Here is an 11,959-nt window from a genome sequence, read left to right as displayed (position 1 = left end):
TCCTTGTCGGTACGGCGGGCGGCTGCCCGACCGCTACGATGAGAAGCGGAGGATCCTCCGTTAAGGCCACGGTAACCGGAGGCCCCTCCGTTTGCCAACCGGCGGCCACGGCCGACCCTGACGCCCGAGGAGGCGACGTGCCGGACACCGGTCCCCGACCGCTGCGCGCGGACGCCCAGCGCAACCGCCAGCGGCTGCTGGACGCCGCGGTACGCGCGTTTTCCCAGCGCGGGCCGGAGGTAACGCTGGAGTCCGTCGCACGTGCGGCCGGCGTCGGCATCGGCACCCTCTACCGCCACTTCCCCACCCGGGAGGCCCTGGTCGAGGCGGCCTACCGCAACGAGCTGGGCAAGCTCTGCGACGCCGCGGCCGAACTGCTGGAGGAGTCGCCGCCGGACCAGGCGTTGCGGATCTGGATGGACCGGTTCGTCGACTACCTCGCCACCAAGCGCGGCATGGCGGACGCGCTGCGGCTGGTCATCGCCGCCGGCACCAACCCGTTCGCGCAGAGCCGCGACCGGCTGCTCGCGGCCCTCGGCCTGCTGCTGGAGGCGGCCACCCAGGCGGGCAGCGTCCGAGCCGACGTGACCGCGGCCGACGTGCTGACCAGCCTGAGCGGGGTCTCGCTGGCCGCCGGGGAACCGGCGCAGCGGGAGCAGGCGGGCCGGCTGCTCGACCTGCTGATGGACGGTCTGCGCTACGGAACGGGTCGACCGGCCACCTGATCACCGCGCGGAGCCCGGGCGCGCAGAGGCCCTGACCTGCGCCGATTCCGGCCCCGCGCCGCCCGGGCCGCTGCCAGACTCGGTCGGTGGGTGGTCACCGGTGGCGCGACCGGCTGGGCCCGGCCGTCTCGGTGGCGCCGGGTGCTCGGGTCGACAAGTTCGAGATCTTCTTCGACCTGGTCTTCGTCTTCTCGTTCTTCATCATCACGCGCGCCACCGCGATCAACATCACCGGCGCCAGCCTGCTGCACGCCATGCTCGTCCTCGCGGTGCTGTGGTGGTGCTGGGTGATCCACAGCGTGGTCGCCTCCCGGGTCCGCCTCGGCGAGGGCTTCGTCCCCGTGCTCATGGTGGTCGGGATGGCCGCGCTGTTCTGCTTCGCGCTCTCCCTGCCGCAGGCGTTCGCCGATCCACGTCAGACGCCCGCCGGGCCGATGGTGGTCGCGATCAGCTACCTGGTGATCCGCGCCGTGCACCTGCTGCTCTACTGGCACGTCGCCCAGGAGCGACCGGGCGAGCGCCGGCTGCTGCTGCGGTACTCCCCCGAGGTGGTGCTCAGCACCATCCTCCTGCTGGCCGCCGCCCTGGTCCCGGCCCAGATCGCGGACCTCGACACCGCGATGATGGTGCGCGACCTGCTCTGGCTCAGCGTCGTCGTGCTCCAGTACGGCAGCGGCCTGGTCGCCGGCGCGTGGGGCTGGACGATCGAGTCGGCCGAGCACTGGACCGAGCGGTACGACCTGATCCTCATCATCGCGCTCGGCGAGTCGATCATCTCGGTCGGTGTGGGCGGCAACCTGCTCGGCCAACCGGTCACCTGGGAGGCGGTCGCGGCGGCGGTCTGCGGCATCGTCTTCACCGCCGCGCTCTGGTGGGCGCACTACGACGTGATCGGCCCCGCCGCCCGGATCGCACAGCACGCGGCGTTGGGCCGTCCCCGGGTGGCGATGGCCCGGGACGCCTACGCCTACCTCTACCTGGTGATGATCGCCGGGATCATCCTCTTCGCCCTCGGCGCCGAGGAGATCGTCCGGCAGGTCGCCGACACGCACGTCAGCCTGCGCGAACCCGCCCACGGGCCCGGCGTGCCGCTGCTGTTCGGTGGTGTCGCCTGCTACTTCTGCGGGGGAGTCCTGTTCCAGCTGCGTACCCTGCGCACGCTCTCCTGGACGCGGGTGGGCGTGGTGGTGGTGCTCGGCGCCGCCATCCCGTTGGGTGCCATCCTGCCGGCCCTCGCCGCCCTGGCGCTGCTCACCCTGATCTGTGTCGGGCTGGTGGCCGTGGAGGTGGTGGTGATGGCGGACTCGCGGCGGGCGCTGCGCGAGGCGGTCTTCCGGGAGAAGGCGACCCACGAGGCGCACGAGGTGGAGTTCCGCGCCGCGTGGCATGACGAGCCGGAGGACCAGGGCCCGGGTCGTGCCGGCGGCACCCCGCCGGCCTGAGCACCGCCGGCGCGCCAGTGGTCTGCCCGTAGCAGAATCGGCCGTGGCCAGGTGGTCGCGCGGGCCGACGCCCGGCAGGCTGGGTCCCATGGTCACCTTCTCCCTCCAGGCCAGCCCGTCGGACGCCGCCGGCTGGGCGGACCTGGCCCGGCGCACCGAGTCGGCCGGCTTCGACGCCCTGTCCACCGCCGACCATCCCGGGGCGGTCGCCACGCCGTTCGTGGCCCTGGCCGCCGCCGCGGCGGTGACCAGCACCATCGGGTTGGGGTCGTACGTCTCGAACGCCGGTGTCCGCGAGCCGATGCTCCTCGCCGCCGACGTGGCGACCCTCGACCTGCTCTCCGGCGGGCGGGCCCGGCTGGGCATCGGCGCCGGGCACACCCCCGCCGAGTGGCGGGCCGTCGGGCGGGAACGACCGGACGTGGCCGGGCGGGTGCGCCGCTGCATCGCCGTCGCCGAGGCGACCCGCGCCCTGCTCGACGGCGAGGAGGTCACCGTGGACACGCCCGAGCTGGTCGTCCACGGCGCCCGGCTGGCGCAACCCCGCCCGGTGCGGCGGCGGATTCCGCTGACCGTCGGCACCGCGAACTCCGCCCTGCTGCGGTGGGCCGGCGCCCACGCCGACGTCGTCGGGCTGGCCGGCCTGGGCCGTACGCTGCCCGACGGCTACGCCCACGAGGTGCGCTGGCGGGAGGCGGACATCGAGGCGCAGCTCGCCCAGGTCGCGGCCGGCGCCGAGGGGCGCGCCGAGCCGCCGGAGCTGGAGGCGCTGGTGCAGAAGGTCGTGGTGACCGACGACGCGGAAGGCGCCGCCGCGGAGCTGGTCGCCGACACCGGCCTGACCGTCGCCGAGCTGCTCGCCACCCCGTTCGTGCTGATCGGCACCGAGGACGAGATCGTGGCGGCGGTGGCCGGGCACCGCCGCCGCTGGGGCGTCACCCGGTACGTCGTACGCACGGAGGCCCTCGATCCGTTGGGCGCGTTCCTGCCCCGCCTGAACGCCGTCGACTGACTACGGCTTGACTTCGCGCGCACTCGAACAGGGACGCTGGACGCATGACGACGACACGGACGCTGGGACGCAGCGGCATCGAGGTCAGCGCGATCGGCATGGGCTGCTGGGCGATCGGCGGGCCACTGTGGGGTGACGGCGGGCAGCCGTTCGGCTGGGGTGAGGTCGACGACGACGAGTCGGTCCGCGCGATCCACGCCGCGCTCGACTCCGGCGTGACCCTGTTCGACACGGCCAGCAACTACGGGGCGGGACACAGCGAGCGGATCCTCGGTCGGGCGCTCGCCGGCCGCCGCGACCGCGCGGTGATCGCGACCAAGTTCGGCAACGTCGCCGACGAGTCCACCCGTCGGTGGATCGGCACCGACGCCAGCCCGGCGTACGTGGTGCGCAGCCTGGGGCAGTCGCTGCGCCGGCTGGGCACCGACCACGTCGACCTGTTCCAGCTGCACATCAACGACCTGCCGGCGTCCGCCGCGCTCGACCTGCTCGACACGCTGGAGGACCTGGTCGCCAAGGGCACGATCCGGGCGTACGGCTGGAGCACCGACCACCCCGACTCGGCCGAGGCGTTCGCGAAGGCCGGGACGCACTGCGCCGCGATCCAGCACGACCAGTCGGTGCTGAACGACAACGCGGCGATGCTCGCGGTCTGCGAGGCCTACGACCTGGCCAGCCTGAACCGTGGTCCCCTCGCGATGGGCCTGCTCACCGGCGCACGGCGGGCGGTCGGCCGCGACGACGTACGCGGCGTGGCGCCCGATTGGCTTCGCTGGTTCACCGACGGGCGGCCGACTCCGGAGTGGTCGGCCCGGGTCGAGCGGATCCGGGCGGCGCTCACCGCAGACGGTCGTACCCTCGCCCAGGGCGCGCTGGGGTGGCTGCTGGCCCGCAGTCCGCGGACCGTGCCGATCCCCGGTGCCCGCACGGTCGAGCAGGTCCGCGAGAACGCCGCGACCCTCGCGCGTGGCCCGCTCCCGACCGACGCGGTCGCGGAGATCGAACGGCTGCTGGCCGACCTGCGCCCGGCGCCCGCGAGCTGACGGACTCCGGGTTCAACGAGGCCGGCTCCGCGTCCGTACCTCAAGATATGGGCATGCGCATCCTGATGGCCGGCGCGTCCGGCTTCCTCGGTACCCGGCTGGTGAGTCGGTTCACGGCCGACGGGCACCAGGTCACCCGGCTGGTCCGCCGCCCGCCGCGCGGTGACGACGAGTGCCAGTGGAACCCGTCGGCCGCGCAGCTCGACCCGGCGGTGGTGGCGCGGGCCGACGCGGTGGTCAACCTGGCCGGGGCGGGGGTGGGTGACCGGCGGTGGAACGACGACTACCGGAAGGTGATCCGGTCGAGCCGCGTGGACACCACCACGACCCTGGCCATCACGATCGCCGGGCTGCCGGCGGAGGACCGCCCACGGGTGCTGCTCAACTCGTCGGCCGTCGGCTGGTACGGCGACACCGGCGACCGGGCGGTCGAGGAGGACGCCCCGGCGGGCGAGGGTTTCCTCGCGGACGTGTGCCGGGTGTGGGAGGCGGCCACGCGGCCGGCGGAGGACGCCGACGTCCGGGTGGTGCGGCTGCGCACCGGTCTGCCGCTGGACCGCGAGGGCGGGATGCTCAAGCCGCAGCTGCTGCCGATGCGGTTGGGTGTGTCGGGCAAGCTGGGCAGCGGCCGGCAGTGGTGGCCGTGGATGTCGATGGCCGACTTCCTGGGCGCGTCGGCGTTCCTGCTGGAGCGCGACGACGTCGCCGGCCCGGTCAACATGGTCGGGCCGGCCGCGGTGACCAACGCCGAGTTCACCCGGGAGCTGGCCCGGCAGATGCACCGGCCGACGTTCATGCCGATCCCCGCGCTCGCGTTGAAGGTCGTCCTCGGCGGCTTCTCCCACGAGGCTCTGTCCAGTTCCCGGGTGCTGCCCGGCGCCCTCACCCGCGCCGGCTACCAGTACCAGTACCCCGACCTCCGAAGCGCCCTCCAGGCCGCCCTGTCGACCCAAGCGCCATGATCAAGAGGTTTGCGTCACGGCACGGCCGGGATCTGACGCAAACCTCTTGATCAACGTTGCTCTGCCGCCAAGGGGCCGGTCAGCAGCCGATCACCCAGTAGTTGGGGGCGGTCTGCTTGAGGGAGCTGGAGTAGAAGGTGTTGTAGAGGCCCATCCGCTGGTTCGAGCCGTTCGCGTACGCGTAGCCGCCGGACTGGTAGGCGCGGCCCGCGCTGACGTGCGCGTAGTTGCTGGCGGTGACGCAGGTCGCCGGCACGGTCGGCGTCGGCGTCGGGGTGGGCGGCACCGTCGGCGTCGGGGTCGGCGTCGGGTCGGTGCCGCCGCCGTTCAGGCCGAAGAAGACCGCGTCGCGGTACGTCGAGCAGATGGTGTCCAGGAAGTACGCGCCGGCGGTGCCGCACTGGTCCGCGCCGCTACCCGGGTCGACGGGCGTGCCGTGGCCCATGCCGGAGACCCGGTAGAGGCGGACGTCGTCGTTGCCGTACACCTCCAGGCTGGTGCCGCCGGGCAGCGACGAGGTGCTGGTCGGGGTCTGCGAGACGCCGCGCACGTTGGTCCACTGGTCCCGCGACTCGGTGGCGTTGAGCGGGGCGACGGTGTAGTCCGCGGTGCCGTGCCAGATCGCGACGCGCGGCCGGGGGCCGGTGTAGCCGGAGTACGCGCCGCGGACGAGGTCACCCCAGGCGGCGGGGGTCTTGTCTGTGCCGGGGGTCATGCAGCTGAACGCGTTGACCATGCTGGTGGCGCAGCGGTACGGGATGCCGGCGATGATCGACCCGGCGGCGAAGACGTCCGGGTAGGTGGCGAGCATGACCGCGCTCATCGCCCCGCCGGCGGAGAGGCCGCTGACGTAGACCCGGCCGCCGTCGACGCCGAAGTTCGCCTTGGCGTGGTCGACCATCTGCTTGATGGACAGCGCCTCGCCCTGACCCCGGGCGGTGTCGCCGGTCTCGAAGAAGTTGAAGCAGGCGTTCGCGTTGTTGCCGGACTTCTGCTCGGCCACGATCAGCGCGAACTTCCACTGGTCGGCGTACTTCTGCCAGCCGGAGTTGGCGAAGTAGCCGGACGCGTTCTGGGTGCAGCCGTGCAGCAGCACCACCGCCGGAGAGTTGGCCGGCAGGTTGTCCGGCCGGTAGGCGTACATCGCGAGGTTGCCCGGGTTGGAGCCGAAGCTGGTGACCTGGGTGAGGCTGGCCGCCTGCGCGGGGGCGGCGAGGGTGACGGCCCCGGCCAGGGCCAGGACGAGCCCGGCGACCACACCGGTCAGCCGGGTGAGCAGGGACGAGGAGCGACGCACGGCGGCCTCCCGGGGGCGGATTGTGAACTGAGTCACCTTCGAGTTGCCGCGACGTTACGTCGGGATGTCGGAGATGTGACATGGGCCACGGTCACATATTCACTGCCGGCGTTATGTCCGCCGCGGAAGCAGCGCCCACGCCCGACCTCCGCTCCACGCGCCGACACGAGAACGACGCGCTCCTTGCACGTATGACCGGCACGTCCAGTTCCGGTTGGTAACGTCCGCTGCGTGCCGACCTCCCCGTCCCTGGCCACCGGGCCCGTACCCGCCTCGCCGCCGCGCGCCGGCCGCGACCGCCGCGCCGACCTGCTCGTGGTGCTGGCCGCGCTCGCGCTGGCCGTCTGGGTCACCAGCGGACTGTGGCGGGACCCGAACGTCCGCACGGTCACGGTGAACTCCAGTGACCAGGCGCTCTTCGAGTGGCTGCTGGCCTTCGGCGGCAACGCGCTCACGCACGGGGAGAACCCGCTCTTCACCCACCTGATCAACGTCCCGGACGGGGTCAACCTCGCCGTCAACACCTCGATCACCGTGTACGCGGTGGTCTTCGCGCCGCTGACGTACCTCGTCGGGCCGCCGGTGACGTTCCTGGTGATCCTCACCCTCAACCTGGCCGCCACCGCGATCGCCTGGTACTGGCTGCTCTCCCGGCAGTTCGTCCGCAGCCGCCTCGCGGCCGCCGTGGGTGGCCTGTTCATCGCGTACTCCCCCGGCATGGTGTCGCACGCCAACGCCCACCTGAACTGGACCGCCGGTTGGCTCGTGCCGCTGCTGATCTGGCGGCTGTTCGCGCTGCGCCGACCCGGGCACTGGCTGCGCGACGGCATCGTGCTCGGCGTCCTCGTGGCGGTCGCGTTCTCCATCGCCGCCGAGGGGCTGTTCTTCACTGCCCTCGCCCTCGGCGTCTTCGTGGCCGTGTGGGCGCTGCACCCGGCCCGCCGGGCCGAGGCCCGGGTCGCGCTGCCGAACTTCCTGCGCGGGCTCGCGGTGACGGCGGTCGTCGCCGGCGCGCTGCTGGCGTACCCGCTGTGGCTGCACTTCGCCGGCCCGCAACGCTTCCACGGCACCGGCTTCGACCCGGTCATCCACTCCGAGGACATCGCCGCGTTCGGCGCGTTCCCCCGGCGCTCACTGGCCGGCGAGGCGGGACTGGGCACCTCGCTCGCCCCCAACCCGACCGAGGAGAACTCCTTCTTCGGGATCCCCTTGCTGCTGCTCACCGTGCTCTGCTTCGTGACGCTCTGGCGGCGGGCCGACCCGCCCCGTCGGGCCACGCTCTGGGGGCTGGGCGTGCTCGCCGTCGTCTTCACCGTGCTCTCCTGGGGACCGGTGGCCAAGTTCGACGGGGACCGCACCGACGTGCCGATGCCGTTCGACCTGCTCGGCCACCTGCCGGTGGTGAACGCCGCACTGCCCGCCCGGCTGGCCCTGGTGGTCGCGCCGGTGATCGGGCTGTTGCTCGCGTACACCGTCGACGGGCTACGCACCCGGCCGCCCCGGCACCGCTCGACGGAGCTGGCGTGGGCGCTCGGCTTCGCGGTCGCGCTCGCGCCGCTGCTGCCCACCCCACTGCTGACCAGCGAGCGGGAACCCATCCCGCGGTTCGTCACCGCCGGCACCTGGCGGCAGTACGTCTCACCCGGCGGCGTGCTGACCCCCGTGCCGGTGACCGTGGACATCTACCCGGACGGCCAGCGCTGGCAGGCGTACGCCCTGGCGCACCGGCAGGGCGAGTTCCGCATCCCCGCCGGGTTCTTCCTCGGCCCCGGCGGGCCGGACGGACGTGGCCGGATCGGGCCGGTGCCGCGTACCTTCAGCGCGCTCATGGACCAGGCCGGCAGGACCGGACTGGTGCCGATCATCACCGACGGGACGCTGCGCGAGGTCCGCGCCGACCTGGCCTACTGGAAGGTCGAGGCGGTGGTGCTCCCGGACCGGGTGCACGGGGCGAAGTTCGACGTGGACGAGGAGGCGGTCCGCCGCACCGCCACCGCCCTGCTGGGCGAGCCGCAACGGGTGGACGACGTCTGGCTCTGGCGGGTGCCGCCGATGTGACCGGGCCGGTGAGGCGGCTCACCAGCGCCGCCTCACCGGCCCTCTCCGGGACTACGCTGGACGGTGTGAGCACGATGATCTCCGGCCTCACGGCCGTCCGCGCCGGACTTCTCGACTACCAGGCCGCCTGGGACGAGCAGCGCCGGCTGCACGAGTCGGTGGTGGCCGGCGAGCAGGGCGACACCGTCCTGCTGCTGGAGCACCCGAGCGTCTACACGGCCGGCAAGCGCACCGAGCCGTGGGACCGGCCGACCGACGGCACGCCGGTCGTCGACGTGGACCGCGGCGGCAAGATCACCTGGCACGGCCCGGGACAGCTGGTCGGCTACCCGATCGTGCGGCTGCCCGACCCGGTCGACGTGGTCGCGTACGTGCGGCGCACCGAGCAGATGCTCATCGACGTGTGCGCCGAGTTCGGGCTGACCGCCGGCCGCATCGAGGGCCGCAGCGGCGTCTGGGTGCCGGAGGACGACCGCGGCCCCGCCCGCAAGGTCGCCGCGATCGGCATCCGCGTCGCCCGCGGGGTCACCCTGCACGGCTTCGCCATCAACTGCGACTGCGACCTCGGCTTCTACGACCGCATCGTGCCGTGCGGCATCCGCGACGCCGGGGTGACCTCCCTGACCGCCGAGCTGGGCCGCCCGGTCACCGTGACCGACGTGCTGCCGGTCGTGGAGCGCCGCCTGTCGACCCTGGTCGCCGTCACCGAGTGACCCGGATGCGGATCGACCTCGTCACGCTCGTGGTCGCCGAGTACGACCCGGCGATCACCTTCTTCACCGAGGTGCTCGGCTTCGACCTGGTCGAGGACAAGCCGTCGCTCACCACCGACGGCCGCCCGAAGCGGTGGGTCGTGGTCCGACCGCCCGGCGGGCAGACCGGGTTGCTGCTCGCCCGCGCCGACGGCGACGACCAGGCCGCCGTGGTCGGCGCCCAGGTCGCCGGTCGGGTGGGCTTCTTCCTCGAGGTGGACGACTTCGGGGCCACCTACCGACGGATGCGGGACGCGGGCGTGGAGTTCGTCCGCCCGCCCCGCACCGAGCCGTACGGGCAGGTCGCCGTCTTCCGCGACATCGCCGGCAACCGCTGGGACCTCCTCGGCCCCGCCTGACCCGACGCACGCTGCCGCCCTCGGCGCCGGGCCGTCGGCCGCCCCGGCGCCTCTCATCGTGGGCGCGGGCCAGCCGCCCCGGCGCCTTTCATCGTGGGCGCGGGCCAGCCGCCGCGCCGCATTCCTTCCGGCCGGCCGGACCCCGCCCCGTATGGACGCCCCCGCACGTCCATCGAACCAGGCCTTGAGCGATCGCTCAAACGACGCTATCGTCGATTTGAGCAACCGCTCAAGAACGGGGGCACCGGATGCGCGCGATCTATGTGGAGACGCTGATCGACGCTCCGGTGGATCGGGTGTGGCGGGCAACGCAGGATCCGGGGGCACATCCCCGCTGGGATGCCCGCTTCACCCGCATCCATCCGGTGCCGGGCACCGTGCCGACGTGTTTCCGCTACTCGACGACCGTGCTGCCGGGCGTCCGGGTCGCCGGCTACGGCGTGCACGCCGGCGAGCGGGCGCGGCCCGACGGCACCCGCACGTCGGTCCTGCGCTTCGGTTCGGCCGACCCGCGCTCGCTGATCGCGTCCGGCTCGGGCTACTGGCGCTACGTGCCCGGCCCGCGCGGCGTGCGCTTCCTGACCCGCTACACGTACCTGACCCGGTGGGGGCGTCCGGGCCGGCTCGCCGACCTCGCCTTCCGCCCGCTCTTCGGTTGGGCGACCGCCTGGTCCTTCGACCGGTTGCGACTGTGGCTGGAGCACGGCGTACCTCCGGAACGGGCTCGTGGCAACGCCGCGCGTGAGGTCACGCTGCGCGTGCTCGCGGTGGGCGGCGTCGGCGGGCTGGCCCTGCCCGCCGTCGGGCCCGCCGGCGTGGCCGTCGCCGTGCTCACCGCGTCCGTGCTCGCCCTGACGGTGCCGCCCCATCCGCACACGCCGGCCGCCCGCCGCTGTCGCCGCCGACCGCCGGATCCGCTCGCCGCCCGCCCTCCGTCTCTGTGGGAGAAGCTGTGACCTCCGTCTTCCAGCGCGCCCTGGGCGCCGACTTCGACCGACTGCATCCGCAACTGCGGCGCCGATTCGGTGTCGACGGCCGCACCGACGTGGGCTGCGTGGGCAGCGGCGTGATGACCCGGGTCTGGCGGGGCCCGGCCGTCACGGCACCCCTGCTGCGGCTGGGGACCCTGCGGCACGTCCTGTTCCCGGAGACCGGCGTCGACGTTCCCTTCACCATCGAGAACTACGCCTACATCGACTCGTACCGCCGGCCCACCCTGACCTTCGTGCGGACCTTCCAGGTGACGACGCACCGCAGGCGCCGGTTCGACGCCACGATGGTCTGGAGCGAACGGCGGGGGACCCTGGTGGACTACCTGGGCACGCACCAGCACCTCGCGGTCGACCTGCGCCTCGGCGTCGACGAGACCGGTGCGCTGACCATCCGCAGCGGCGGCCAGCGGTTCCGCGGCGGCCTGCCGTGCCCGGCCGCGCTGACCGGCCACGCCCACCTGCGCGAGTGGTACGACGACCGCCACGGACGCTTCGGCATCGAGGTGAAGGTCAGCAACCCGCTCGTCGGGCCGGTGTTCGGGTACAGCGGCACCTTCACCGTCAGCTACCTTGGGCCCGACCGCGCACCGGTGCCCGCCGCCGTGCGGCCGCTGCGGGAGAATCCCCGGGACTGACGGAAGGGAGCCCGATGGCCGGCACCCGGGAGAAGCTGATCGACGGCGCGCTCGTGGCGATCCGCACCCACGGCATCGCCGGCACCTCCGCGCGCTCGATCGCGGCCGCCGCCGGGGTGAACCAGGCCCTCGTCTTCTACCACTTCGGCAGCGTCGACGACCTGCTCGCCGAGGCCTGCGGCGCCGCGACCACGGCGCGCGTCGCCGTCTACCGCCAACGCCTCGCGCGGGTGGGATCGCTGCGCGAGCTGCTCGACCTGGGTCGCGTCCTGCACGACCAGGAGCGGGCCGAGGGCAACGTGGCGGTCCTGGCCCAACTGCTCGCCGGCGCGCAGACGGATCAGCGGCTCGCCGAGGCCACGGCGGGCGCGCTGCGACTCTGGACCGCCGAGATCGAGGAGGTGCTGCGCCGGCTGCTGCGTGACTCCCCGGTCGCCCCGGTCGCCGACCCGGCCGGGCTCGCCCGCGCGATCTCGGCCGCCTTCGTCGGCCTGGAACTCTTCGAAGGCGTCGACCCGGCCGGGGCCGGCGACGCCTTCGCCGCCCTGGAACGCCTGGCGGTGCTGGTCGAGGTGGTCGACGACCTCGGGCCGATCGCCCGTCGCGCGCTGCGCGCCCGACTCCGCGGCCGCGGCTGACACCCCCTCCTCCCGTCGGCCACCTCGACCAGCACCAGCGAAGG

At 73.5% G+C, this 11,959-nt stretch carries 12 protein-coding genes; 11 read left to right on the top strand and 1 reads right to left on the bottom strand.

Going from position 1 to position 11,959, the window contains the following annotated elements; translation table 11 throughout:
• Nucleotides 1–137: 137 nt before the first annotated feature.
• From GA0070620_RS29810 to GA0070620_RS29790, 5 genes are all read left to right on the top strand, one after another.
• Complete coding sequence (locus tag GA0070620_RS29810; protein WP_197677485.1) at nucleotides 138–725, top strand: TetR/AcrR family transcriptional regulator; 588 nt, start codon at nucleotides 138–140, stop codon at nucleotides 723–725.
• 86 nt (nucleotides 726–811) lie between these two features.
• The gene (locus tag GA0070620_RS29805) at nucleotides 812–2,167 is read left to right on the top strand and encodes a low temperature requirement protein A (RefSeq protein WP_091596404.1); all 1,356 of its coding nucleotides are present in this window, start codon (nucleotides 812–814) and stop codon (nucleotides 2,165–2,167) included.
• Nucleotides 2,168–2,255: 88 nt separating this feature from the next.
• A complete protein-coding gene (locus GA0070620_RS29800; RefSeq protein ID WP_091596401.1) occupies nucleotides 2,256–3,179 on the top strand; it encodes an LLM class flavin-dependent oxidoreductase in 924 nt (307 codons plus the stop codon).
• Between the two features lie 44 nt (nucleotides 3,180–3,223).
• Entirely contained in the window at nucleotides 3,224–4,222 is a 999-nt protein-coding gene (locus GA0070620_RS29795; RefSeq protein ID WP_091596398.1) for an aldo/keto reductase, read from the top strand.
• A 53-nt stretch (nucleotides 4,223–4,275) separates the two neighbouring features.
• Complete coding sequence (locus GA0070620_RS29790) at nucleotides 4,276–5,184, top strand: TIGR01777 family oxidoreductase (RefSeq protein WP_091599594.1); 909 nt, start codon at nucleotides 4,276–4,278, stop codon at nucleotides 5,182–5,184.
• A 79-nt stretch (nucleotides 5,185–5,263) separates the two neighbouring features.
• Here the strand turns inward: GA0070620_RS29790 and GA0070620_RS29785 are convergent, their stop codons facing one another.
• Nucleotides 5,264–6,481 carry an extracellular catalytic domain type 1 short-chain-length polyhydroxyalkanoate depolymerase gene (locus GA0070620_RS29785; protein WP_091596396.1) on the bottom strand — a complete coding sequence of 406 codons (1,218 nt, stop codon included), beginning with the start codon at nucleotides 6,479–6,481 and terminating at the stop codon, nucleotides 5,264–5,266.
• A gap of 231 nt (nucleotides 6,482–6,712) precedes the next feature.
• Here GA0070620_RS29785 and GA0070620_RS29780 point away from each other — a divergent pair, with 231 nt between their 5' ends.
• The 6 genes from GA0070620_RS29780 (at nucleotide 6,713) to GA0070620_RS29755 (ending at nucleotide 11,915) form a co-directional block, all read left to right on the top strand.
• Nucleotides 6,713–8,539 carry a DUF2079 domain-containing protein gene (locus GA0070620_RS29780; protein ID WP_091596392.1) on the top strand — a complete coding sequence of 609 codons (1,827 nt, stop codon included), beginning with the start codon at nucleotides 6,713–6,715 and terminating at the stop codon, nucleotides 8,537–8,539.
• Between the two features lie 74 nt (nucleotides 8,540–8,613).
• Complete coding sequence (lipB, locus tag GA0070620_RS29775; RefSeq protein WP_091599591.1) at nucleotides 8,614–9,252, top strand: lipoyl(octanoyl) transferase LipB; 639 nt, start codon at nucleotides 8,614–8,616, stop codon at nucleotides 9,250–9,252.
• Between the two features lie 5 nt (nucleotides 9,253–9,257).
• Nucleotides 9,258–9,650, top strand: coding sequence for a VOC family protein (locus GA0070620_RS29770; RefSeq protein WP_091599589.1), 393 nt, complete (start codon nucleotides 9,258–9,260; stop codon nucleotides 9,648–9,650).
• A gap of 248 nt (nucleotides 9,651–9,898) precedes the next feature.
• Entirely contained in the window at nucleotides 9,899–10,606 is a 708-nt protein-coding gene (locus GA0070620_RS29765) for an SRPBCC family protein (RefSeq protein ID WP_091596389.1), read from the top strand.
• Complete coding sequence (locus GA0070620_RS29760; protein ID WP_091596386.1) at nucleotides 10,603–11,277, top strand: DUF4166 domain-containing protein; 675 nt, start codon at nucleotides 10,603–10,605, stop codon at nucleotides 11,275–11,277. The genes GA0070620_RS29765 and GA0070620_RS29760 overlap by 4 nt, the downstream gene beginning before the upstream one ends.
• 14 nt (nucleotides 11,278–11,291) lie before the next feature.
• Nucleotides 11,292–11,915 (top strand): TetR/AcrR family transcriptional regulator, encoded by a 624-nt coding sequence (locus GA0070620_RS29755; RefSeq protein ID WP_091596383.1) that lies wholly within the window; start codon nucleotides 11,292–11,294, stop codon nucleotides 11,913–11,915.
• The last annotated feature ends 44 nt before the right edge of the window (nucleotides 11,916–11,959 follow it).

The organism is Micromonospora krabiensis (genome assembly GCF_900091425.1).
GTDB classification, from domain to species: domain Bacteria; phylum Actinomycetota; class Actinomycetes; order Mycobacteriales; family Micromonosporaceae; genus Micromonospora; species Micromonospora krabiensis.
This window is presented reverse-complemented; position numbering and strand designations above follow the sequence as displayed.

Excerpts from the sequence above, each read along its gene's own strand:
- GA0070620_RS29755 (WP_091596383.1), top strand. The coding sequence starts at position 11,292 with ATGGCCGGCACCCGGGAGAAGCTGATCGACGGCGCGCTCGTGGCGATC.
- GA0070620_RS29795 (WP_091596398.1), top strand. The coding sequence starts at position 3,224 with ATGACGACGACACGGACGCTGGGACGCAGCGGCATCGAGGTCAGCGCG.
- GA0070620_RS29770 (WP_091599589.1), top strand. The coding sequence starts at position 9,258 with ATGCGGATCGACCTCGTCACGCTCGTGGTCGCCGAGTACGACCCGGCG.
- GA0070620_RS29800 (WP_091596401.1), top strand. The coding sequence starts at position 2,256 with ATGGTCACCTTCTCCCTCCAGGCCAGCCCGTCGGACGCCGCCGGCTGG.
- lipB (WP_091599591.1), top strand. The coding sequence starts at position 8,614 with ATGATCTCCGGCCTCACGGCCGTCCGCGCCGGACTTCTCGACTACCAG.
- GA0070620_RS29790 (WP_091599594.1), top strand. The coding sequence starts at position 4,276 with ATGCGCATCCTGATGGCCGGCGCGTCCGGCTTCCTCGGTACCCGGCTG.
- GA0070620_RS29765 (WP_091596389.1), top strand. The coding sequence starts at position 9,899 with ATGCGCGCGATCTATGTGGAGACGCTGATCGACGCTCCGGTGGATCGG.